We start from the raw sequence: 22,077 nt of genomic DNA on the forward strand, positions 1-22,077 counted from the left end.
GCTACCCGGGACCGCAGCGGCTATGCCTGCCGCCGTGACGTCGGTGGTCCGAGCCGCAGCAGCACCTGCGCCCCGCCCCGCGGGCCGGTCCGCAACTCCAGGCGACCGCCGGCGGCCTGCGCGGCGCGGCGGGCGATGTCCAGGCCGAGGCCGGTCGAGCCGGCCGCGCTCGCGCCCCGGCGGACGGCGCCGGCCGGCATGCCCGGCCCCTCGTCGGCGACGCTGAGGACCACCTCCCCCGCGTCCGGGGCGAGCCGGACGGCGAACGGCGTTTCATCGGGGGTGTGCGCGAAGACGTTGCCGAGCAGAGCGTCCACGGCCGCCGCCAGGTCGTCGGCTGCCACACCGACCGGGAGAGGCCCAGGTGCCAGGTCGAGGGTGACGGCCCGGCCGGTGTCCTCGGCCAGCACAGACCAGAACGCGACCCGGTCGGCGACGATCGCCGCCGCGTCCGAGGCGGCCGGGCCCGTCGGTGAGTGCCGCCACCGGGCCTGCCGGATCAGCCCGGTGACCGCACGTTCGAGACCGTCGGCGGCGGCGGTGATCCGGGCCGCGTCCTCCGGGTCGCGCAGCGACTCCGCCTCCAGCCGCAACGCCGTCAGCGGTGTCCGCAACCGGTGGGACAGGTCGGCGACCTGCTCGCGTTCCTGGACGAGGAGCACCTGGATCCGGGTGGCGAGGTGGTTAAGCGCACCAGCGACCTCGCGCAGCTCGGGCGGGCCGGCCGGGGTGACCCTGGCGTCCAGCTCGGCGTTGGCGAGCCGGTGTGAGACGGCGGAGAGGTCGCTGATCGGCCGGACCAGGGTGCGTGCCAGCCGGTCGGCGACCAGCAGCCCGATCAGCACGAGGATCACGCCGAGCAGCGCGAGCACCAGCCAGGCCCGGGTGACCCCGGCGGTCAGTTCGTGCTGCGGCACCACGATCCGGATCACGCCGGTGCCGTCCGCCCGGCCCTGCACGGCGATGACCACCTCCCGGCCGGCCGCCGACTTCCCGGTGAGGCTCTGCCCACGCGCGGCCAGGGCCACCGCCGGCGTACGGGGGGTCTGGGCGCCGAGCACCGTGCCGTCCGGCAGGAACACGCTCACCGGTCGTCCGGACTCCGCGGCGAGCTGCTCGACGGTGAGCCGGATGGTCGCCGCGTCGGCGGTGCCGACCACCGGCACGAGACTCTGCGCGTCGGCGGTGGCCCGGACGGTGGCCCGGTCCTCGGCGACAGTGCGGACCAGCAGCGCCAGCGGCACCAGGAAGGCGATGAGGGTCAGCACACTGACCGCGGCGACCAGCAACGCGAGCCGTGCCCTCATGGCTGCGCCGCCGGCGCTTCGAGACGCACCCCGACACCGCGCACGGTGTGCAGGTAACGAGGCTGCTGGGCGTTCTCCCCCAACTTGCGACGCAACCAGGACAGGTGCACGTCGACGGTCTTGTCGGCACCTCCGTAGGGGATCTGCCAGACCTCGGTGAGCAGTTCACGTTTCGTGACCACCTGGCCGGGCCGGCCGGCGAGGTGGTGCAGCAGGTCGAACTCGCGCGGCGTCAGCTCGACCACCACCCCGTCCAGGGTGACCTGCCGGGCCCGGGGATCGACGCGCAGCCCGCCGACGACGAGCGCCGGGTCCTGCGCGTCGGCACCGGAGGGCCCCCGCCGCAGCACCGCCCGGGCGCGGGCGTCGAGCTGCGCCGCCGTGAACGGCTTGACCAGGTAGTCGTCGGCACCGGCGTCGAGCACCCGTACGATCTCGGCCTCGTCGTCGCGCGCGGTGGCCACGATGACCGGCACCGAGCTGACCGCGCGCAGCATCCGCAGCAGCTCGCGTCCGTCCAGGTCGGGCAGGCCCAGGTCGAGCACGACGAGATCGGGACGGTCCTCCAGTGCGTCGCGGAGCCCGGCCATCGCGGTCGAGGCCGCGGCCACCGCATGGCCGCGTTCCCGCAGGGCACGGATCAGCGGGGTACGGATGGTCAGGTCGTCCTCGATGAGCAACAGGCGGGCCACAGCTGGCAGGCTAACCGCTACCGCTGTCAGCTAGGCGCACGTTAACCATGCCTTAGCGTCCGGATGTGCCAACGACAAGGACGGATCGGGGATAGTCAGAGCATGGGCCGTCGTTCGATTCTCGTCGCCGCCGGGTGGGTGGCCACCGTCGCCGTGGCGACCCTGATCGGGTTGGGCGCGATCCGGTTGGTCGGCGAGAGCCTCACCGGCACACCGGGTGGGGTGCGCAGCGAGGCCGAGATCGAACGGGCGCTCGCCTCGCCGGAGCCGGTGCCCACCGGCACGACGGGCACCGCCTCAGTCGGGCCGGGCACGGCCAGCCCCACGCCGAGCGCGAGCTCCGGGGTCCGCCGGGGGTTCGCCACCGACGGCGGCACGGCCGTGGCCGAGTGCGGTGCCGGTGGCGTACGCCTCGTCTCCTGGGCGCCCGCGCAGGGCTACCGGGTCAGGGACGTGGACCGGGGCCCGGACGACGACGTCGAGGTCAAGTTTCGGGGGCCGACCCGGGAGTACGAGTTGAAGGTGCGCTGCATCGGCTCGGAGCCGGTGGCCGTCGCCGACGACTGACGGCCCGGGCGCAGGTGCGGTGAGTGTCGCGGCGGTTCACCGGCTCTGCAGGGCGTCCACCAACCGCCTGAGCGTCGCGCGCGCATTCTCGAGATCCCTGAGGCTGAGGCCGGCTCGTTCCACGGCGTCCCGGCGGTCGGCGTCGGAGCGTTCCAGGAGGCCGGTGAGCGTGGCCAGCCCTGCCGTCGTGAGTGTCACCAGTGGCGCGCGGCGGTGATCGGGGTTGTCGTGCAACTCCACCATCCCGGCACGGGCCAGGTCGTCGACCACTCGCTGCACGCTCTGTCGAGCGAGGCCGAGTCTGCGCGCCGCGCTGGCGACGGTGCGGGCACCGTCGGAGAGCACGCTCATCACGTGCAATCGGGCGGCAGTTTGGCCCTCTTCTCGGGCGAGCTCCTCGCTTGAGCGCCGAGACTCGCCTGCCAGTTCATACACGTCTGCTACCAGCAGCCGATACGCGTCGACCCGGTCCTGTTTCCGTTCGGTCATCGGCAGCACCTTACCGCACGTTGACAGCCTACTACTGGAATGACAGCATGCTGTCATGATTCTTCGACTGTGGAGCGGGTGGACGGAGCCCGCTCTCGCTGACGCCTACGATCGGCTGTTGACGCAGGACATCGCGCCCTCGATCCTCGCCCGGGGGGTGGCCGGGCTTCGGGAGCTTCGGGTTCTGCGTCGTTCCCCGCAGGAGCTGGACCCCACCGAGGGCAGCGAATTTCTCACCGCCATGACTTTCACGGACTTCGCCGCAGTGTCGGCCTTCACCGGCGGCGATCCGTCCGCCTCCGTTGTCCCGCCTGCCGCCCGCGATCTGCTCGGACGCTTCGATCGGCAGTCGCGGCACTATCTGACCCGAGCGGTGTTCCGCGCCGGTGATGGCCAGCCGCCAGGCGTCGGGTGAACACCCGTCCACCTCACTGACCCAATGGCTGCTCGCGGTCGACGTTCCGGCCGAGGGCGACCATCCGCAGGGTCTCCTCTCGCCGCCGCACCAGTAGCGCCCCGGCCAGGAAGGTCACCGGCGCGACGAGCACCAGCATCGCCCACTGAGCCGGCACCAGGGGGACGGTGTGTCCCATGTGCATGGTCGAGGTGACCCAACCGGCGAGGGCGCTGTCAATCACCAGGGCGAGGGCTGCCACGGGCAGCAGCATGACGACGATCCGTCGGCGTACCTCCGGAGTGAGCGTGGCCACCGCGATCACCATGGCCAAAGCGGCAGCCGCCAGGCCCGCGACGTAGAGCCAGACGACCAGCTCACTGCTGGCCTCGATGCCGTACAAGACCTGGTACGACACCTCGCCGACGAAGCCGAACGTGGGGCTGGTCGCCCGGTTCGTCACAAGGAGCGCGACCATCGCGGCCGGTGCGAGCAGCAGGGCCAGCAGTCGGCGTACGCCCAGCAGCGCGATCGCCCGGCGGCGCAGCGCCGGCACGGTGAGCGCGGCGGCAGCCACCACGGCGAGGGCGAACTGCGGCAACGTGTCCACCACATACGTCGGGTTGTCACCGGCCTGCGGCGCGACGAGCGCACCCCAACCGAGCACGCCGGCCCAGGCGAGACCGGCGGCGACCCAACGCCACCCGACCAGCACCGCTGCGCAGACGCCCGCCCAGCCGGCGACGTGCAACCAGTCGACGAGATCCGGACCGCTCGACGCGAACCCGGGCGGCGGACTCGACGCGCGGACGAGCAGGTCGAGCAGCGTCCTGCTGGCGAGCGCCAGCAGTACGACTCCGACCAGCAGGCCGGTCACCGTCGCCGCGTCCGCCCAGCTCGACTCGGTGAACCCCCGTGCGCCCACCCGTAGCCGCGCCCGCAAGCCGGCGCCGACCAGATTCCGCACGTCGGCGGCGCCGGGTCGTCGCTGGCCCGGCCGTGCACCAGCGAGGAGCACGGCCAGCATCTCGTCCTCGTACACCCGACGGTGTTCCCACGGATAGACGGCCAGCAGCCGCCGGTAGCGGCGCTCCAGATCGTCGCTGCTCACGCCGCACCTCCGTCGGTCAGTAGGCCGCTGCGGCGTAGCCGCACCCGAGCGGCGTCCGCGTTGTGTCGCAGGCGAGCTGCATTGACGGACGTGGCCGGCACGAATCACCGTGCCGGCCACGTCAACGGTGGTGGTTCAGCTGGTGTAGGCCTCCACCTCCCAGAGCGAGTGCCCGTAGCCGGTGCCCCGGGCGGTGCCGTTGATCCGCAGGTAGCGGCCGTTGGCACCGAGCGCGGTGTGCTCGTCCACGCCGCCGTCGGCGCCGGTCACCGTCTTCACCGTCGTCCAGGTGGTGCCGTCGTTAGAGGTCTGGATCTGGTACGCGCTGCTGTACGCCGCCTCCCAGCTCAGCTTGACCCGACCGATCGCTGTGGGACTGCCGAGGTCGACGCGGATCCACTGCGGGTCGGAGAACGTGCTCGACCAGCGGGTGGTGAGGCTGCCGTCCACCGCCTGGGCGCCGGACACGTCGGCCCCCTCGTTGCTGGAGGTCGACGTGGGCTTGTTGAGCAGAAGGTTGCCGCCGGAGGGGCCACCGGTGCCGCCGTACACCTCGAACTCGAACAGTGAGTAGCCCCAGGCGGTCCCCCGGGTGGTGCCCAGGAGCCGGACGTACCGGCCGGACCCGCTGAGCCCGGTCAGGTCGTCCACCCCGCCGTCGCCGCCGGTCACCGTACGGATCGTGGTGAAGTTGACCCCGTCCGGCGAGGTCTGGATCTGGTAACCACTGCCGTACGCCGCCTCCCAGGTCAGCTTGACCCGGTTGAGCGAGTACGTGGCGCCGAGGTCCACATCGATCCACTGCGGGTCACTGAAGGCGCTGCCCCACCGGGTTCCGGCCACGCCGTCGAACGCGTTGGCCGCGCCGTACGCGCCCTCGAAGCTGGACGCTCGTGCCGGCTTGCCCCGGGCCAGGTTGGTGCCCGGCTCGGGATCCGGGTCGGGGTCCGGGTCCGGCCCGGGTCCACCAGGGCTGGTGGAGAGGGTGAACTCGTCGATGTCGAACCACGGCCCAGCGCCCTTGAAGACCAGGAACAGGGTTCGGGTGCCGGTCGGGGCGGTGACCCCACCGGTGACCGTGGCGAAATTGGCGTACCCGCCGGTGGGCACCACGGTGGCCGAGCCGACCAGCGGCCCGGTGGGCGAGTCGACCCGCAACTCCACCGTGCCGCCGCCACCGGCCGGTGCTCCGACCCGGGCGCTGAACGACTGGACGCCGGTCAGGTTGTAGGGGCGGAACGAGATCCAGTCGTTGTTGTCGACGTAGCCGACCGCCGCGCCGCCGTGCCCCGCCGCCCCGGCGACGATCTGGACACCTGACGAGTCACCGAAGTGCTCGGCCTGGCGTACCCGAGGTTGCAGGACGGCCTGGGTGTGCGTGGTCAGCGGCGGCTGGCTACCACCGCCCAGGTCGGTGTATTCGGCGTCGATGATGCCGAAGATGTTCGCCGCGGTGTCGTGCTCGCCGTCCGCCGAGGTCTGGATGACGCCGGAGCAGCCCTGCACGCTGCCGAGCTGGTGGCCGTGCGAGTCGTGGCCGAGGACGTAGTTCACCTTCACCCGGGCGCAGTTGATCGCACCGTCCTGGGCGTCGGTGACGGTGACCGAGAACGGCACGGCGTCCCCGAAGGTGAAGGTCTGCCCGTTCAACGGGGTGTTCACGGTGACCATCGGGGCGCTGTTGCCGACCGTGACCACCACGCTCGCGGTGGCCGTCTTGCCGGTGGTGTCCCGGACCGTCAACGTCGGGCTGCGGGTCCCGTTGGTGGTGTACGTGAAGCTCGGGTTGGCCGCTGTCGAGTCGGTGGTGCCGTTGTTGTCGAAGTCCCAGGCGTAGGTGAACGGGTCACCGTCCGGGTCGAGCGTGCCGGCCGAGGAGAAGGCCACGGTCAGCGGCGCGGTGCCGCTGGTCGGGGTGGCCGAGACCTTGGCGACGGGCGCTCGGCCCTCGCGGGCGTACTCGATGCGGTAGAGCGCCGAGTTGGCGTCGCCGTTGAACCAGCCGGTGCCGTAGTCGAGCACGTAGAGCGCGCCGTCCGGCCCGAACTCCATGTCCATGACCTGCGTGCCGGTCCACGGGAACGGGTTGATCTTCAGCGGTTGGCCGGACGCGTCGAGCTTGATGTTCTTGATCCAGCGGCGACCGAACTCACCGGCGAAGTAGGTCCCGTCGTAGTACTCGGGGAACGCCACGGGCGAGGTGTTGTTCGGGTCGTACCGGTAGACCGGGCCGCCCATCGGCGACAGGCCACCGCCGGTGAACTCCGGCGGCGAGCCGGAGCCGCCGTACGGCAGCCACGCCGGGACGGCCGGCGGCAGCTGGGTGATGCCGGTGTTGTTGGGCGAGTTGTTGACCGGCCCGCCCGCGCAGTTGAACTTCGGCCCGGACGGCCCGGACGGGAAGGTGTAGTCGTTGTACGCGTCGTTGCGGGCGGTGCAGTACGGCCAGCCGTAGAAGCCGGGTCGGTCGATCCGGGCGAACTCCACGTTGCCCGCCGGCCCCCGGTTCGGGTCGGCGGTGCCCGCGTCGGGACCGTAGTCACCGAGGTAGACGATGCCGGTGGCCTTGTCCACGCTCATCCGGAACGGGTTGCGGAAGCCCATCGCATAGACCTCCGGGCGGGTCCTCGCGGTGCCCGGGGCGAACATGTTGCCGGCCGGGATGGTGTAGCCCCCGGCGGCGCTCGGCTTGATCCGGAGCACCTTGCCGCGCAGGTCGTTGCTGTTCGCGGAGGTGCGTTGCGCGTCGAACGCCGGGTTGCGCCCGGCCCGCTCGTCGATCGGGGTGAAGCCGGCCGAGTCGAACGGGTTGGTGTCGTCACCGGTGGACAGGTAGAGGTTGCCCGCCGCGTCGAAGTCCATGTCACCGCCGACGTGGCAGCACATGCCCCGGCTGGTCGGCACGTTGAGGATCAGCGTCTCGCTGGCCAGGTTGATGGTGTTGTCCGCGTTGACGGTGAACCGGGCGAGCCGGTTGACGCCTTCCCAGACTGCGAACTCGGCCGGTGTGCCGGTGGCTGGGGCGCCGCCACCGGGGGTGCTCAGTGGTGGGGCGAAGTAGGCGTACACCCAGCGGTTGGTGGCGAAGTTCGGGTCGGCCTTGATGCCCTGCAGACCCTCCTCGTCTCCGGTGTAGACCGGCAGGGTCGCGGCGATCTTGGTGTTGCCGGCGGCGTCGGTGTGCCGGATCACGCCGTTGCGGGAGGTGTGCAGCACGCCCCGGTCCGGCAGGACGGTCAGGCTCATCGGCTCACCGGTCTCGGCCGCGCCCTTGGCCAGCTCCACCTGTTGGAAGCTGCTGGTGACGGTGGCGCCACAGTCGGCGTCGACCTCCCCGGCCGCGGTCCTGATGCCACCGAGCAGGTGCTGACGGAAGCTCGCCTCGGTGTACGACGCGTCGGTGTGCCCCAGGCCCGTGTACCAGGCCCGGCCGCCGGAGTAGTTCTGGCACCAGGAGATCGGGTGGTCGGCGCCCATGCTCCCGCCGGTGTAGGTGCTCTCGTCCAGCGTGGCCAGCACGTGCACGTTGCCCCGGGGGTTGGTGCGGTAGTTGTACAGCTCGTCGAACCGGTTCCACCGCTGCGGCAGCGTCGCGGTGGACGGGTGCACCTGGTCGGCGACCTTGACGGTGACGTTCTGCTCGGCGGGGTGCGAGGCGAAGTACGCCCCAACCAGCCCGCCGTACCAGGGCCAGTCGTACTCGGTGTCGGAGGCGGAGTGCACGCCGACGTAGCCGCCGCCGCCGGTGATGTAGCGCTCGAACGCGGCCTGCTGGGCGGCGTTGAGCACGTCGCCGGTGGTGGACAGCCAGATCACCGCGGCGAACCGGTCGAGGTTGGCGTCGGTGAACTGGGCGGCGTCCTCGGTCGCCTCGACGGTGAAGCCGTTGGCGGCGCCGAGCTGCTGGATGGCGGTGATGCCCGGGGTGATGGATCCGTGCCGGAATCCGGCGGTCTTGCTGAAGACCAGCACGGTGAAGGGTGCGGCGCTGGCCGTGGGCGGCGCGGCGACGATGCCTCCGGCCACGAGGATCGTGCTCAGCGCGAGGCCGAGCCACGATCTCAGGGATCTGCGCACGGTGGGGTCCTTTCGCGGTGCGAGGGACGGCGTGCGCCGATCACGCCTGGCGGTGGTGGAACGAGATATGTGAATGCATCGTTGCGCCCGAATCACGGGCGCGTCAAGCACTCTCCCACCATCCGTGAGAGCGTTATCTCCGCAGGTCAGGGACGACCGTCGAGAGCTAGATCGAATAACGGTTTTCCGGCTGCGATCCGTGCGCGGAGGGCCCCCGAGGTGCGGTGGACGCGCTCGCAGCCCGACGCGTTCGGCGAATGACCGAATCGGATCACAGCTGTTAGGTAAGCCTGGCCTATGCGAAATATCCCCGAAAGAGGTTACTGATGGGGATTTGTCCCGTCGGAGCTGGGTACTGGGATTGCCCGGCTCCGACGACGGAAGCGAGATCGCTGATGACTGACATGCTGGAGATGCCGCGGGTACACGAGTGCACAGTCACCGACTGCGGCTACAACCACGATGGCTGCCACGCGTTCGCCATCACCATCGGGCAGGAGAACGGGCACGAGAACGCCAACTGCGCCACGTTCATCGACACCTCGGCCAAGGGCGGGCTGGACCGGGTCATCGCCCAGGTCGGCGCCTGCAAGCGCAGCGACTGCCAACACAACGCCGAGTTGGAGTGCCACGCACCGTCCATTCGGGTCGGCCCGGGGCAGGACATCGCCGACTGCCAGACATACCAACCGCGCTGAGCCCTGCGGGCACCGATGGAGGCGGCCGAGACGGCCGCCCCCATCGCGTCTCAGATCACGCCAGGTACGACCGCCGCTCTCAGCGACCGCCCGCGACCAGCTCGGCGATCATTCCCTCGCAACTGCGGGCGACGACCTGGGCTCCGCGCCGCTGCGCCAGCGGAAGCAGCAGGTCCTCGGCCCGGTCCCGCCACCGCCACTGCGCGTCGGCGGCGACCTCCCAGAGCCGCTGCGCGGTCGCCTCGTGCTCGACACCGAGCCGGGCGGCGAGGCCCACCCCGTTGCCCCCGACCAGTCGCTGCGCCTCGTCGGCCAGCTCCACGTCGAACCCGAGCCGGGTGTTGCGCAGGGCCACCAGCAGGCGCAGCTCCCGGAACTCGTGCGCACCGGCGAGGATCTGCTCGACCGCGCCAACCAGCTCGTCGGAACCCCGGGTGGGCTCGGCCCGCAGCAGCGTCTCCACCGCGGCCAGCGCGGACCGGGCCTTGAGCGTGTCGCGGCGATCGATGAAACAACGGGTCACCGACTCCCGCAGCTCGGTGAGGCCACTGCGCCGGATGAGTTCGGCGGAGAGCTTCACCCGACTGTCGAAGCCACTGCGGACCAGGGTGGCCGCCAGCCGGACACCGAAGATCCCGAACCGGTCCAGCAGCGCGCCGCGCACCTCGGTCTCCAGCCGTACCGGCAGCTCGCCACGGAGGAAGCGCTCGGCGGAGATCAGGTGAGCGTCCAACTTCGCCCGGGGCACCGAGGCCAGCGTCGCGAGCGCCGCGAAGTCCGATTCGCCGAGCATCCGGCCCGCCAGGCCGAGCATCCCGCTGCACGCCACCACGTTCACGCTGACTGCGCTCACCCGCGGATCGCGGTAGTGCCGCCGGGCGAGCTGACGCGCGCTGAGCAGACCGTCGATCCGACCTCCCCCGGTCTCGTCCGCCCGGGACAACACCATGATCACGTTGATCGGGGCGGCCTGCCCGATGGCGCCGTCCCGGCCCGCCTCCAGCATCCGCAGATCACTGTCGCGACCGTCACGGGTCAGGTACAACACCGCGTCCGAGTCCCGCAGCACCCGCTCCACCAACGGCATCCGGCCCTGCTCGACGTCGCCCGGGAGCGCCGGGGTGTCGATCAGCGTGACCTGCCGGAGCGCGCGCGTCGGCCACTGCACCACGATGTCGCGTACGTCCCCGGTGTCCCAGCCGAGATCCACCCGCAACCCGGTCGCCGACTTGACCACCGTCAGCTCCTGCGGGGGCTGACCGGCCGGGTAGGCGGTGGCACGCGGGGCAGGGCCGTCCTCGTACCAGGTGAACACACCGTCGGCCCTCTCGACCGGCGCGACCTCCTCGCCCATCAGCGCGTTGAGCACCGTCGACTTGCCGGACCGCCACGGCCCGGCGACAGCGATGCGCAGCGGTTGCTCCAACCGGGCCACCTGATTGCGCAACTGCCCCACGGCCCGGGGGTTGCCCTGATAGAGGTCGATGGCCTGGTGCAGCAACCCCCAGGCCGCCTCGTCCAGGCGCAGGCCCACTGTCATGTCTGCGGCTCCAACAGCAGCGGGGCCGAACGCGTAACGGTCAACTGCTGGGCCTGCTCGTAGAGCGCGGCCAACCGGGTCATCTTCAACCGGATCTCGCGCTGCCGCTGCTCGCGCAGGGAGGCGTCGGTGTCGGCCTCCTGCTTCGCGCTGCGGAACGACTGCACGATGGCCTCCTGAAGCTCCTCGGTCAGCCCCGTGAAGTGGTCACGCAGCATCCGCTGCACCTGCCGGACGGCGTCCCGGCAGTCCCGGGTGATCCGGACGAAGAAGTCGTCGACGTGGCGCTGGATCGCGGTCTTGACGGTCGCCTGGCGGCGTCGGAGCAACTGCTTGCTCTCGTCGCGGATGCTCTTGCCGCCGAAGAGCGCCCCGATGCCGACCGAGACCGGGTTGATCATCGGCATTCCGGCCAGGGTGGTCGCCAGGCCGAACATCAACATGCCGCCGTACGAGCCCTTCATGCCGGTGAACAGCTTCTGGCCGGTGGTGAACCTGTCGATCGTCGGCCGTTGCAACTCCGGCAGTCGCCGGGCGATGTCGTCCGGCATGGACATGGACCAGGGTGGCAGGACGTCGTAGCCGTACCGGTTGAAGTTGGCGGCCACCCGGCGGGCGATCCAGTCGCAGCGCTGGATCAGCCACTCGTGGTTGGCCTCCGCCGCCTCGACCAGGCTCCGCTCCAACCAGTCCTGAAAGGTGTCCCAGGCGTCCAGCGGATCGGCGGTGTCGAACGCCTCGTCCACCGTGCGCAGGATCTGCCGGGTCCGGTCCCGAAGGTCGTACTCGATGTCGGAGAGCAGGTCGGCGATCTCGTCGTTGAGCGTGTTCTGCCAACGGGTTGAGCAGCGACGCAGCTCGTCGACCTCGCGCTGGGCGGCGTGCAGGCGGGAGATCGGCCCGGACTGCTCCTCGGCCTCCTGGGTCGCCAGCTCGGCGCGCAGCGGTGCGGCCAGCTGCTCCACCACCGTCCGCGCCACCGCCTGCACCGACGCCCGGGCCAGGTGGTCGGACTTGCCGGCCAGGTCCCGCTGTAGTCGGGCGATCAGCGCGGGAAAGCCGGACTCGGCGTTGAGATCACGGTCGTCGGACGCGGCGGCGCGCAGCCGTAGCGTCGCCGAGACCGGGATCAGCGCCGCCGGGACGCCGGCCTCGACGAGATGCTGCCGGTTGCGCTCGGCGACCGCACGCCAGTCGGCCACCAGATCGGTCTTGCTCTGCACCACGACCACGTTCGGGTGCGCGCGCATCACGTGCAGCAACATGTTCAGCTCGGCGACCGACAACTCCCGGGTGGAGTCCGAGACCAGCAGCACGGTGTCCGCGCGGGCGGGAGCCGCGACCGGGGCGGCACCGCCGACACCGGCGACCTCGTCGGTGCCCGGAGTGTCCACCAGCACCAGCCCGGCGCCGAGCAGGGCACGCGGCACCCCGATCTCGACGTACGCCGGACCGCCGCCCGCCCGACGCCCGATCATGCCGGCCACGCCCGCGGCGACCTGGTTGAGCGCCACCGGAGTCCGCTCCACGGTCACCGTGGCGGCGCCGCCGGCGGGACGACCCGTGGCTGGTGGCGGCGCCTGAGCCACTGCGGCGGACGGGGCTTCGGCGTGCTGCACCACGGTCGGCAGGACTGTCGTGCGGCCGTCGCCCACCGGGCAGGCGGGGGCGTTGATGATCGCGTTGATCAGCTGACTCTTGCCCTGGTTCGGCTCACCGATGACCAGGACCCGAAGCGTCGGGTCCAGCAGTTGGGCACGCTTCTGCCGCACCGTCTGGAGCAGGTCACCACGACCATGAGCACTGCACGTACGGGCGATCTCGTCCAGCACGTCCAACCAGATCCCGGCCATCACCGCACCAAGTGTGCGGATTTCGGCTCAATTATCAAGAGGGACCGGATGTGGAACCGGAGAGGGCCGGATCGCCCGAAGCGACCCGGCCTCCCGCTCCTACCGGAGATCCCTGTCAGAGCAGGCCGCCGGTGATACCCAGCAGGCCGTGGTCCGGCGAGGCGTGCGAGTCGCCCAGCACACCATCGGTGGCGCCCCCGGTCACATCGCCGACCGCGCCGGTGACACCGGGAAGGAGGCTGTCCACCTGGTGCGTCACACCGCCCACAGTGGACGGAACGTCGAGCGGCGGGACGACGCCACCGACAGCGCCGCCCGCGTGGCCCAGACCCAGCCCGCCCAGGGTGTCGTCGACACCGAGGGAACCCACGACACCGTTGAGCTGACCGTGGGTGCCGGAGAGGGCACCGCCGGTCAGGTCGCCGCCGAGCAGGCCCGGGTCGGTTGCGCCGAGGAGACCGCTCGGATCGCCGGCCACGCCGGTGACGTTCCCCAGAACCGGGTCCGCGATGGCGTCCACTGGCTGCACCACGTCGGCGTCGAGGGTGTGCGCCACGTCGGAGACACCAGCCAGGTCGCTGTCCAACCCGTACGGACCGACGCCCAGGCCGATCCCCGGCAGCACGGTGATCCCGGCGGCGGCAGCCGACGGGTCGACTGCGATGGCGCCGAGCACGCCGGCCTTGATGTCCACGCCGGTGGGAGAACTCGTGACGCTGATCTGCTGCGCCACGCTCTGCAACTGGCCCACCACGTCGGTGGTGTCGGTGACCAGCGGGTCGAACCCGAGCTGCCCGACGGCCGGCACCAGTGGGGTGAGGCCCTGCCCCGGCGCGTAGTCGACCACCAGCGGCACCACGTCCTGCACGTCCGCCGCGGTGATGTCGCTGAGCCCTGCGGCCCGCAGCGCACCCTCGGGGTCGAGGTCGAAGGCCGACCGCGCGTCGGGGTTCGTCAACAGGTCGAGCACGAAGTCGTGGAGGGTCTGGTGCGAGTCCATGTGCCGGTTCTCCTCGGATCTGGCCGTCGGCGGGTGTCGTACATCGACAGTGACGCTATTGCCCAGCCCACCCCCGGGCATCGGGGCTCAGCCCGCATCCGGGCCGGTTGAACTAGGGGCTCCGCCGCCTCGTACGTTAGGGGGACAGGGGGAAACCGACCCGGCGAGATTAGGGTCCCGACCAGGGACTGATCTCTGGTACGAACGTAGGAGCCCGCGGGGTTCGCCGGGGGTGGGTCGTCGGCAGCACCGACGCCATCGCCATCGGCCGGCCAACTCACGGGGGGAGAAGAGACGATGCCGTACGTCCTGGGGATAGACATCGGAAGCACCAACACCGCCGCCGCGGTCGCACGGTCGCACGGCACGACCTGGACCCGCCCCGAGCCCGTCCCGCTGCAGGTCGGTTCCGCTCTCGTGCCATCGGTGCTGTGCCTGTCCGAGGACGGCTCGCTGCACGTTGGCGAGCCCGCCACCGACGACGGCAGCCGCACCACACGCGACTTCGTGCACCGGATCGGCGATGACGTACCCCTGCTGCTCGGCGGCGAAACGTGCGCGCCGCAGACGCTCACCGCCGAACTGGCGGCGTGGGTGGTCGAGCGGGTCCACGCCCTGGAGGGCGGCCCGGCAGAGGCGATAGTGCTCAGCCACCCGGCGGGGTGGCGCCCCTACCGACGAGAGGTGCTGCACCGGGCGCTGTCCGGCTTCGGCCTGCGCAACGTGACGTTGCTTCCGCGCACGGTCACGGTCGCCGAGAGCCACGCGGCCCGCGGGTTCGCGGGCAGCACCGCTGTCGTCTACGCCCTGGGGGGCAACAGCTTCGAGGCGGCTCTCGTGCGTCGCACCCCGCGCGGCACCTACGAGACGTTCGGCACCCCACAGGGCCTGGACCCGATCGGCGGGGCCGACTTCGACGAGGCGCTGGCCGACCACACCCGTACCGCGCTGGCCCGGGAGTTGGCCACCAGCGCACGCCGCGGCACCCAGGCCGCGCTGCGCGGGCTGCGCGCGGAGTGTGACCGGGTCAAGCGGGTGCTGACCGTCGACCTGACGGCCGACGTGGTGCTGGCCCTGCCGGGCGGCCCGGCGCGGATACCGGTGACCCGGGCCCAGTTCGAGGACATGATCCGCCCGACGGTGCAGGTCACCGTCGACCTCCTGCTGCGGGCCGTGCGCAGCGCCAACCTGACGCCGGGGCAGCTCGACGGTGTCCTGCTGGCGGGCGGGTCGACCCGCGTGCCACTCGTCACCGAGCTGATCAGCGCGGCCCTCCCGGTCCCCGTCGAGGTGGAACCGGACTCCCAGTTGACCGCCGCCACCGGTGCGGCGATGGCCGCGTGCCAGGTGGTGTCGCCGCGCCCCCGCCGACAGCCACCGGCCCGCGATCCATCCCCGGTCAGCGGTGCCGGTCGGGCCTCCGTCCCGGCTACCCGCCGCCCCCACCACGACACCACCGTCCCGGGCGATCCGCCACCGCGGCCCCCGGTCCGGGTCCTCCCACTGGACCTGCCGAAACCGTCCCGCCTGGCCTTGGCCCGCAGCCGGGGACGCGAAGGATGACCCCAATGATCATGAATGACATCGCCGAGACCGGGCTGACGCTGGACCGGGGGCCGCAGGTCCTGCTGGACACTGTCGGACAGGACCCGACCGGCCCGCTCAGCGTCGGCATCGCCGGCCCGGGCGGTCACGGGAAGACCGCGCTGCTCACGGAGCTGGCGCGAGTCCATCAACGGGCCGGGATCACCGTGCGCACGACCGCCCCGGAGCCGGGCGAACCGGTCGACGCCGACACCCTGGTGCTGGTCGACGACGCGCACCTGCTCGACGACGCACGGATCGAAGTGCTGCAGGGTCTGGCCGCCACCCGTCGGCACCGACTGGTGGTCGCCCACCGCCCGTGGCCCCGGTCGGCGGCGCTCAGCGAGCTGGTCGACGCGCTCCGACGCGACGGGCAGGCCCTGCTCCTCACGCCGTTCACCCGGGAGCAGACCGCCGCCTACCTCGCCTCCACACCCGAGCTGGGCAGCCGAGACGACCTGGTCGACTTCGTCCACACGCAGACCTGCGGCGTACCCCGGGATGTCGAGCGGCTGGCCCGCGGCCTGGCCGCCGCGGAGACCCCGACCGGCGCGGTGGTCGACCCACCCCGGTCCGTCGTCGGCGAGTTCGGGCCGGACCTGGACGTCCAACCCGACGCGGTACGACGGCTGCTGCTCGCCGTCGCGGCGGGCGGGACGCTGCCGGTGAGCATGCTCGGCGCCCTCCTGGGCCGGGAGCCGGCGGCGGTGGACGATCTGATCGCCACGACCAGGGCGGCCGGGCTGCTCGGTGCCGACGGCCGGCTCGCACCGATCGTCCGGCGGGCCGTCACGACGCTGAGCGCCACCACCGAGCGGACGGCGGTCTGGCGTCGGCTCACCGAGTTGCAGCTCGCCAGGGGTGGCGCGGTGCTGCCGTTGGTCCGGTCCCTGCTCGCGGTCGGCGCGCTCGGCGACTGCCCGGTCCCGACCCTGGCCGCGGCGGCGAACGAGGCTCTGGCCGACGAGCCGGCGTTCGCCGCCGACCTGTTCGCGGCCGCCACGGCGGCCGGAAGGCCAGCAAGCGCCGAGCAGGCGCTCGCCGCCGCACTGGCCGGCCACCTCGACGACGCCCTACGGCTGGCGGACCGACTGCTGTCCACGGCCACTCCCCCCGATCGCCGCGAGGCGGCAGTGGTGGCCGCGACCGCCCTGGCGCACCGTGGGCACGTCGGTCGCAGCGTGGAGCTGTACCGGTGGTCGGGCAGCGCGTCAGCGCTGGCGTTCGCCACCGTCGGCGGGTTCGCCACCGGCGACCTGAGCGCCGCCGCCGATCCGCCGGCCGGTGATCCCGGCGGCGAACCCCCGACCCTGCGCGCCAGCGCCGCCCGGCTGATGGCCACCGGCGTCCGCGACAGCGTGACCGGCTCACCGACCGCCGCGCTCTCCGCGCTCGTGCAGGCCGCCGCGCTGCTGGAGCCGGACGGACGCGCGGCACTCCTACCGGACAGCCCGGCGGCGCTCGCCGCGCTGACGGCAGTGCACTGCGGCGAGCTGGAGATCGCCGAGCAGGTGCTGCACCGGGCCCTGGCCGCCGGTGTCGGCGGCCCCCTGATGGCTCGTCGACACCGGCTGTTGCAGGCCTGGATCCTGATGGTCCGGGGCGAGACGCACGCCGCGGCCGAACGTCTCGCCACGGTGACTCTCGACGGGCGGCCGTTGGAGTCGCGCGACCTGCTCTTCGCCGCCGCGATCCGGATGGGCGTCAGCCGGCGCAACAGCGACCTCGGCGCGCTCAAGCGCGGATGGGGGCAGGCGCTGGAGGCGGTGGTCCGGCACCCCGTCGACCTGTTCACGCTGTTGCCGCTGGGTGAGCTGGCCATCGCGGGCGCACGGCTCGGTGACCTGGCCCGCCTGGAGCCGTACCTGCTCCAGGGACGCGCCCTGCTGGGCCGCCTCGGCGACCCACCACTGTGGAGTGTTCCGCTGCACTGGAGCGGGCTGCACGCCGCCATCCTGACCGCCGAGCCGGCAGTCGCCGACGAACACGTCGCCGCGCTGCTCGCCGCCGCCGGTCACAGCCGGTACGCCGCCGTGGTCGCCGCCGCCGCGGAGAGCTGGGTGGAGGTGTTGCGGGGCGTCGTCGACCCGACCCGGGTGGAGGCCGCCGCCCGAGGGCTGCACGACACCGGACTGTGCTGGGACGGTGCTCGCCTCGCCGGTCAGGCCGCGATCCGCACCGCGGACCGGCGGGCGATGACCACCCTGCTGGAGTGCGCCCGCGCGCTCCAGGGGCGGCCACCCGGCGGCCACGGCGGGCAGACACCGACGACCGGCGCGAGCCCAGCGCGCGCGGCCGGCCCCACCCAGCAGGGGCTCAGCGACCGCGAGTACGAGGTCGCCGAGCTGGTGCTGGCCGGGTTGACCTACCGGGAGATCGGCGACCGGCTCTTCATCTCGGCGAAGACGGTGGAACACCACGTGGCGCGGATGCGCCACCGACTCAACTGCGCCAACCGCACCGAGCTGCTGGCCCTGCTGCGCACCATCGTCGCCGACCGGGCCAGCGACACGGCCGGACAGCCGTGGCCACAGCGGACGACCCGATGAGGCACCCACGCGGCGGACGCCTCCGCGCCGGGCGGGGCCGACCGTGACGCGCGACGAGGTGCGACTGATCCGGGTCAGGCTGGTCGTGCTGTGCGCCGTCCTCGTCTCGCTCTGGTCCTACGCCGCCTACGTGGCCGGCCAGGACGCGGCCGACCTGCTGCGCGTGCGGGCCCTGGCGGACACCCTGGGCCAGCCCGCCGACCGGCTGATCCTGGGCCTGCAGGCCGAACGTCGGCTCACCGCCGAGCGGGTCGCCGCAGCCGCGCCGACGGCGCCCCCGTTGGTCGCGGCACGCGAGGGCACCGACCGGGCCGCCGCCGAGGTCCGCGCGTTCACCGAGGGCCGTGACCTTCGACTGCTCAGCGCCGGTGACGTCCGCGACCGGGCAGGCGAGCTGGTCCGCCGGCTCGACGGCCTGGGCACGATCCGGTCCCAGGTGGACGCCGGGAGTCTCGACCTGACCGAGGCCGTCGACGCGTACGACCAGGTCGTCGACGTCGCCTTCCGGGTGTACGGCCCGGAGTGGGGCGCGTACGAGAGCGCTCTGGCCGCCGACACCCGGGCGGTGATCGCGCTTGCCCGTGCCCGGGAGCTGCTCGCCCGGGAGGACACACTGGTCAGCGCGGCCCTGACCGGCGCTCGGCTCGGTGCCGACGAGCGGAGCCGGCTGATCGAACTCGTCGGCGGCCAGCGGTACGCGCGCACCGAGGCGGCGGCAGGGCTGCCCGTGGACGGCCGCACTGAGCACCAGCGCCTCGTGACCGGCCCCGACTTCGCGGGTCTGCTCGCCCTGGAGGCCCGACTGCTCGCAGCCGACACGGCGCTGACCGGGATCACCGTCCAGGCCTGGCGGGCCGCGGCTGACGCCGCCCTGGGCGCACTGCAGACGCTGGTGACGACCACCGCCCGCAGCAGTGCCGAGCGGGCCGCGCCGGGCGCCGCGGCGGTCGTCGCGCGTACCGGCGCCGTGGTGGGGCTCGGCCTCATCATCGTGCTCGTGCTCCTGCTGGGTTGGGTGAGCACCGTCCGACGCCTGACCGAGGACCGGACCGGTTCGAACCACGACGCTCCGGCCGCTGATGCCACGGCGACGCCCGACGGCGCCAACCAGGAGTTGTTCCTGCGGCTCACCCGACGCAACCAGGTCCTGCTGCGCGATCAGCTCGGCCTGCTGGACGGGATGCAACGCCGGGAGCGGTCCGCCGAGGAGACAAACGAGCTGTTCCAGCTCGACCATCTCACCACCCGGATCCGACGCAACGTGGAGAAGCTGATCACGCTCGCCGGCGCGAGGCCCGCCCGCCGCTGGCGACGGCCCGTGCCGCTGCTCGACGTGACGCGCGGCGCGGTCGCCGAGGTGCCGGACTACCACCGGGTCCTGATCGCGCCGCACTGGCCCTGGTCGCTCGCGGGCAACGCCGTCACGGACGTCGTCCACCTGCTGTCGGAGCTGATCGAGAACGCCCTCGCCTTCTCCGCTGCGGACACCACCGTACGGGTCAGGGGCGAGCACCGACCGCAGGGTTGCGCGGTCCTGGTCGTCGACGACGGGCCGGGTCTGGACGCGTCCGCGCTGGCCGAGGCGAACCACCTGCTCGGCAACCCGCCACCGGACGGCCCGCCCCCGGGTTCCGCGGGTCTGTACGCGGCCGCCGTGCTGGCCTGCCGATGCGGCGCACAGGTCTCGTTGCGCCCCAGCCGGCGCGGTGGGACCGCCGCCACCGTGCTCCTACCGGCCGGGCTGGTCACACCGAACGTCACCGGCCGTGGCGCGGCCACGGCGCCACCCGGCATCCCCCACCCGCCGGCCCGCGACGCCGCCGACCCCTCCGGCCCGAACGGCGACGGCGAGCTGCCGACGCGGACACGCCACACCGGGCCGACCGGCCCGGAACCCGGCAGGACCAGCCTCGACACCGTCGAGTTCCCGGTCGCTAGAGCAACAAGGAGACACCCATGACGTCCGCAGTGGTCACCGACGACGACCTGACCGGCGCCCTGGACCGCCTGGTCGACCGAGTGCACGGCGCGGAGTTCGCCGTGGTGCTCTCCCCCGACGGGCTGTTCCTCGGCGGTTCCCAACAGGTCAAGGGCGAGCTCGCCGAGCAGCTCTCCGGCGTGGTCGCCGGTCTGATCGCGTTGGGGCTGGCCGCCACGCGGATCTGCGAAGGGGGCGGTCTGCGTCAGGTCGTGGTGCAGATGGCGCGAGCGTTCCTGTTCGTCGCCACCATTCCGAACGGCACCATCCTCACCGTGCGGATCGCCGGTGACGACGTCAAGGTCGGCGACATGGCGTACGAGGTGGCGCTCTTCGTCGGGCAGGCCGAGCGGCACCTGCCGATCCGTCTCGGGCCCGCCTCCTCGGCGACGATCGGGGATCCTGGTGCGCAGCACCGGCAGCGCTGACGAGGCGTGGTACGACGACGACGCTGGCCCGGTGGCCCGGCCGTACACGATGACCGGGGGGCGCACCGCGCCCACGGGCGACAAGTTCGACCTGATCTCACTGGTCGTCGCTCGCCGGGGGGTCACGCCGCCCACACCGCTCTTTCCCGAACAGGCGCGGATCGTCGAGCTGTGCCACGATCCGGTGTCGGTGGCCGAGGTGGGTGCCGAGCTGGACCTTCCACTGGGGACGGTCCGGGTGTTGCTCGGTGACCTGCTCACGGCCGGGCTGATCGAGGCGCATGACCCGCCGATGCTGTCGGAGGTGCCGAACGAGGATCTGCTCAAGGCGATACTCGTCGGGCTCCGCGCCCTGTGACAGGGCAGATGCCATCCGCGACCCGCACGGATCGCGGGCGCGCATCCGGCGACGAACTGAAGGGGAGACAGGCAGTGCCGGCAACACCACCCCAGCCACGCCGTACCGTGGCGATCATCCTGCTGGACCGGATCGTGGCCTTCGGCACGACCGCGCGGCGGGTGCTCACCGGACGGGACGACGTCTCGCGGGCCACCTGGGTGGCCGTGATCGCGGCGTTCGGGGTGCTGGTCGCGACGGCCGTCTCCGTCATCGGGTTGCTGCGTACGCCGGAGAAGCTGACGCCGGTGACCCTCGACGCGCCACCGTCCGTCGAGCAGGTGGGCACTCCACCGACCGGCACTCCCCGGGCGCAGGCACGGCCGGCGGCCAGCAGCCCGGCGGCGCCCGCTCCCCCACCGCCCGCGTCGGCCACCGCCGTCCCGACGACCGCAGGTGCGTCGACCCGGCCCACACCGACCGGTGCGACGGCCTCGCCCACCCCGACTCCCCTGAACGCCGACTTCGCCATCGCGGACAACGCCCTGCTCAGTTACGGTGCGGCCGTGACGATCAGCAACCCGGGGTCGGTGCCGGTGCCGCAGTGGACGCTGACCGTCACCCTGCCCCGGGAGTCGCTGCGGGTCAGCGCGGTCGAGGGCGCGCGGGTCAGCCGGGACGGTGCGGTGTGGACGTTCGTGCCGGACGGAAGCGCCGGTCAGGTGCCCGGCAGCACCTCGGTCCAGGTGACGTTTCGCGTCAACGGTTCACCGGCGGGTGCCGCCCCCGAGGCCTGCGCCATCGACGGGGCCGCCTGCACCGGCCTGCCGCACTGACCGGGTCGAGTCAGCGGGTCGAGTGCGGTACACCCGGCGTTCCGGCGACAGCCGGAAGCGCGGGCGCCAACGCCGCCAGGATGCACAGGCCGCCGATGGGGAGCAGGTTGAGCGTTACCGCCGGCGCCACGATGCCGACGACCAGCAGCGGAACGCTCCACCACGGCAGCCGCCGTCTGACCACGAGCATGCCGGCGAGCACGACCAGGCCGAGGAAGAAGAACTGGGGTACGACGTCGTAGAAGGCCACCTCGACACCGGGGATGTCCTTGAAGTCCGCGCCGAGGGCCGACATCTCCGCACGGTCCGCGGCCAGGAGCCCTTCGACGATGTCGGCGCCGAACTGCACCATGGTCGCGGCCAGCCCGACCATGGTCAGGGCCACCACCCCGGTACGCCATGGGCTGCGGGGCAGCAGGCCGGCCAGGGCGAGCACGGCCGGGACGAAGCACACCATGCCCGCGAGGCCGACGAGATGCGCGGCCTGCCAGTCGAACCCGGGGCCGTACACCCCGTCGGACCTACCCCACAGGCGTACGAGGCCGTAGGCCGCGATGCCGACCGGTCCGGCGATCACGAAGAGCGCAGCGCGTTTCATGCCAGCCATCATCTGGCCGGCGACACCCACCCGACCTCC

18 protein-coding genes are annotated in these 22,077 nt (G+C 72.3%); 9 read left to right on the plus strand and 9 right to left on the minus strand.

What is annotated here, in order from left to right; translation table 11 throughout:
• Nucleotides 1-20: 20 nt before the first annotated feature.
• Both GA0070619_RS15850 and GA0070619_RS15855 read right to left on the minus strand, forming a co-directional pair.
• A complete protein-coding gene (locus tag GA0070619_RS15850) occupies nucleotides 21-1,307 on the minus strand; it encodes a sensor histidine kinase (RefSeq protein WP_088948791.1) in 1,287 nt (428 codons plus the stop codon).
• Nucleotides 1,304-1,999 (minus strand): response regulator transcription factor, encoded by a 696-nt coding sequence (locus GA0070619_RS15855; protein ID WP_088948792.1) that lies wholly within the window; start codon nucleotides 1,997-1,999, stop codon nucleotides 1,304-1,306. Before GA0070619_RS15855 ends, GA0070619_RS15850 begins: the two co-directional genes overlap by 4 nt.
• A 102-nt stretch (nucleotides 2,000-2,101) precedes the next feature.
• Between GA0070619_RS15855 and GA0070619_RS15860 the strand changes: the two genes are divergently transcribed.
• Entirely contained in the window at nucleotides 2,102-2,566 is a 465-nt protein-coding gene (locus GA0070619_RS15860; protein ID WP_088948793.1) for a septum formation initiator, read from the plus strand.
• Nucleotides 2,567-2,602: 36 nt separating this feature from the next.
• On the opposite strand, the gene GA0070619_RS15865 is transcribed toward GA0070619_RS15860, so the two are convergent.
• Nucleotides 2,603-3,055 carry a MarR family winged helix-turn-helix transcriptional regulator gene (locus GA0070619_RS15865; RefSeq protein ID WP_088951833.1) on the minus strand — a complete coding sequence of 151 codons (453 nt, stop codon included), beginning with the start codon at nucleotides 3,053-3,055 and terminating at the stop codon, nucleotides 2,603-2,605.
• A gap of 118 nt (nucleotides 3,056-3,173) precedes the next feature.
• Here GA0070619_RS15865 and GA0070619_RS15870 point away from each other — a divergent pair, with 118 nt between their 5' ends.
• Nucleotides 3,174-3,470, plus strand: coding sequence for a hypothetical protein (locus tag GA0070619_RS15870; RefSeq protein WP_197699534.1), 297 nt, complete (start codon nucleotides 3,174-3,176; stop codon nucleotides 3,468-3,470).
• Between the two features lie 13 nt (nucleotides 3,471-3,483).
• On the opposite strand, the gene GA0070619_RS15875 is transcribed toward GA0070619_RS15870, so the two are convergent.
• Complete coding sequence (locus GA0070619_RS15875) at nucleotides 3,484-4,560, minus strand: hypothetical protein (RefSeq protein ID WP_088948795.1); 1,077 nt, start codon at nucleotides 4,558-4,560, stop codon at nucleotides 3,484-3,486.
• Between the two features lie 135 nt (nucleotides 4,561-4,695).
• The gene (locus GA0070619_RS15880; protein WP_088948796.1) at nucleotides 4,696-8,637 is read right to left on the minus strand and encodes a ThuA domain-containing protein; all 3,942 of its coding nucleotides are present in this window, start codon (nucleotides 8,635-8,637) and stop codon (nucleotides 4,696-4,698) included.
• A 395-nt stretch (nucleotides 8,638-9,032) separates the two neighbouring features.
• Between GA0070619_RS15880 and GA0070619_RS15885 the strand changes: the two genes are divergently transcribed.
• Complete coding sequence (locus GA0070619_RS15885; protein ID WP_088948797.1) at nucleotides 9,033-9,335, plus strand: DUF1540 domain-containing protein; 303 nt, start codon at nucleotides 9,033-9,035, stop codon at nucleotides 9,333-9,335.
• Nucleotides 9,336-9,414: 79 nt separating this feature from the next.
• Here the strand turns inward: GA0070619_RS15885 and GA0070619_RS15890 are convergent, their stop codons facing one another.
• From GA0070619_RS15890 to GA0070619_RS15900, 3 genes are all read right to left on the minus strand, one after another.
• Nucleotides 9,415-10,875, minus strand: a complete 1,461-nt coding sequence (locus GA0070619_RS15890; RefSeq protein WP_088948798.1) for a P-loop NTPase family protein — start codon at nucleotides 10,873-10,875, stop codon at nucleotides 9,415-9,417.
• A complete protein-coding gene (locus GA0070619_RS15895; RefSeq protein WP_088948799.1) occupies nucleotides 10,872-12,728 on the minus strand; it encodes a dynamin family protein in 1,857 nt (618 codons plus the stop codon). The genes GA0070619_RS15890 and GA0070619_RS15895 overlap by 4 nt, the downstream gene beginning before the upstream one ends.
• Before the next feature lie 115 nt (nucleotides 12,729-12,843).
• The gene (locus tag GA0070619_RS15900; protein ID WP_088948800.1) at nucleotides 12,844-13,728 is read right to left on the minus strand and encodes an IniB N-terminal domain-containing protein; all 885 of its coding nucleotides are present in this window, start codon (nucleotides 13,726-13,728) and stop codon (nucleotides 12,844-12,846) included.
• A gap of 297 nt (nucleotides 13,729-14,025) precedes the next feature.
• Between GA0070619_RS15900 and GA0070619_RS15905 the strand changes: the two genes are divergently transcribed.
• The 6 genes from GA0070619_RS15905 to GA0070619_RS15930 all read left to right on the plus strand — a co-directional run bounded on the left by GA0070619_RS15905 (nucleotide 14,026) and on the right by GA0070619_RS15930 (nucleotide 21,440).
• Nucleotides 14,026-15,291: an Hsp70 family protein gene (locus GA0070619_RS15905; RefSeq protein WP_088948801.1), complete on the plus strand. Its 1,266-nt coding sequence runs from the start codon at nucleotides 14,026-14,028 to the stop codon at nucleotides 15,289-15,291.
• Between the two features lie 5 nt (nucleotides 15,292-15,296).
• Nucleotides 15,297-17,861: a helix-turn-helix transcriptional regulator gene (locus tag GA0070619_RS15910; protein ID WP_197699535.1), complete on the plus strand. Its 2,565-nt coding sequence runs from the start codon at nucleotides 15,297-15,299 to the stop codon at nucleotides 17,859-17,861.
• Between the two features lie 43 nt (nucleotides 17,862-17,904).
• Entirely contained in the window at nucleotides 17,905-19,821 is a 1,917-nt protein-coding gene (locus tag GA0070619_RS15915; RefSeq protein WP_088948802.1) for a nitrate- and nitrite sensing domain-containing protein, read from the plus strand.
• The gene (locus GA0070619_RS15920; protein ID WP_088948803.1) at nucleotides 19,818-20,267 is read left to right on the plus strand and encodes a roadblock/LC7 domain-containing protein; all 450 of its coding nucleotides are present in this window, start codon (nucleotides 19,818-19,820) and stop codon (nucleotides 20,265-20,267) included. Before GA0070619_RS15915 ends, GA0070619_RS15920 begins: the two co-directional genes overlap by 4 nt.
• The gene (locus GA0070619_RS15925; protein WP_088948804.1) at nucleotides 20,245-20,625 is read left to right on the plus strand and encodes a DUF742 domain-containing protein; all 381 of its coding nucleotides are present in this window, start codon (nucleotides 20,245-20,247) and stop codon (nucleotides 20,623-20,625) included. Before GA0070619_RS15920 ends, GA0070619_RS15925 begins: the two co-directional genes overlap by 23 nt.
• Before the next feature lie 74 nt (nucleotides 20,626-20,699).
• Nucleotides 20,700-21,440, plus strand: a complete 741-nt coding sequence (locus GA0070619_RS15930) for a cellulose binding domain-containing protein (protein ID WP_157744013.1) — start codon at nucleotides 20,700-20,702, stop codon at nucleotides 21,438-21,440.
• A gap of 10 nt (nucleotides 21,441-21,450) precedes the next feature.
• Here GA0070619_RS15930 and GA0070619_RS15935 read toward each other — a convergent pair whose 3' ends face one another.
• Complete coding sequence (locus tag GA0070619_RS15935; RefSeq protein ID WP_157744014.1) at nucleotides 21,451-22,038, minus strand: hypothetical protein; 588 nt, start codon at nucleotides 22,036-22,038, stop codon at nucleotides 21,451-21,453.
• Nucleotides 22,039-22,077: the final 39 nt, after the last annotated feature.

It is taken from the genome of Micromonospora zamorensis, assembly GCF_900090275.1.
GTDB classification, from domain to species: Bacteria; Actinomycetota; Actinomycetes; order Mycobacteriales; family Micromonosporaceae; genus Micromonospora; species Micromonospora zamorensis.

Bases quoted from the DNA above. Each gene is read 5' to 3' on its own strand.
- GA0070619_RS15885 (WP_088948797.1), top strand. From the start codon at position 9,033: ATGACTGACATGCTGGAGATGCCGCGGGTACACGAGTGCACAGTCACC.
- GA0070619_RS15895 (WP_088948799.1), bottom strand. From the start codon at position 12,728: ATGGCCGGGATCTGGTTGGACGTGCTGGACGAGATCGCCCGTACGTGC.
- GA0070619_RS15910 (WP_197699535.1), top strand. From the start codon at position 15,297: ATGATCATGAATGACATCGCCGAGACCGGGCTGACGCTGGACCGGGGG.
- GA0070619_RS15860 (WP_088948793.1), top strand. From the start codon at position 2,102: ATGGGCCGTCGTTCGATTCTCGTCGCCGCCGGGTGGGTGGCCACCGTC.
- GA0070619_RS15920 (WP_088948803.1), top strand. From the start codon at position 19,818: ATGACGTCCGCAGTGGTCACCGACGACGACCTGACCGGCGCCCTGGAC.
- GA0070619_RS15850 (WP_088948791.1), bottom strand. From the start codon at position 1,307: ATGAGGGCACGGCTCGCGTTGCTGGTCGCCGCGGTCAGTGTGCTGACC.
- GA0070619_RS15905 (WP_088948801.1), top strand. From the start codon at position 14,026: ATGCCGTACGTCCTGGGGATAGACATCGGAAGCACCAACACCGCCGCC.
- GA0070619_RS15865 (WP_088951833.1), bottom strand. From the start codon at position 3,055: ATGACCGAACGGAAACAGGACCGGGTCGACGCGTATCGGCTGCTGGTA.
- GA0070619_RS15935 (WP_157744014.1), bottom strand. From the start codon at position 22,038: ATGAAACGCGCTGCGCTCTTCGTGATCGCCGGACCGGTCGGCATCGCG.
- GA0070619_RS15890 (WP_088948798.1), bottom strand. From the start codon at position 10,875: ATGACAGTGGGCCTGCGCCTGGACGAGGCGGCCTGGGGGTTGCTGCAC.
- GA0070619_RS15900 (WP_088948800.1), bottom strand. From the start codon at position 13,728: ATGGACTCGCACCAGACCCTCCACGACTTCGTGCTCGACCTGTTGACG.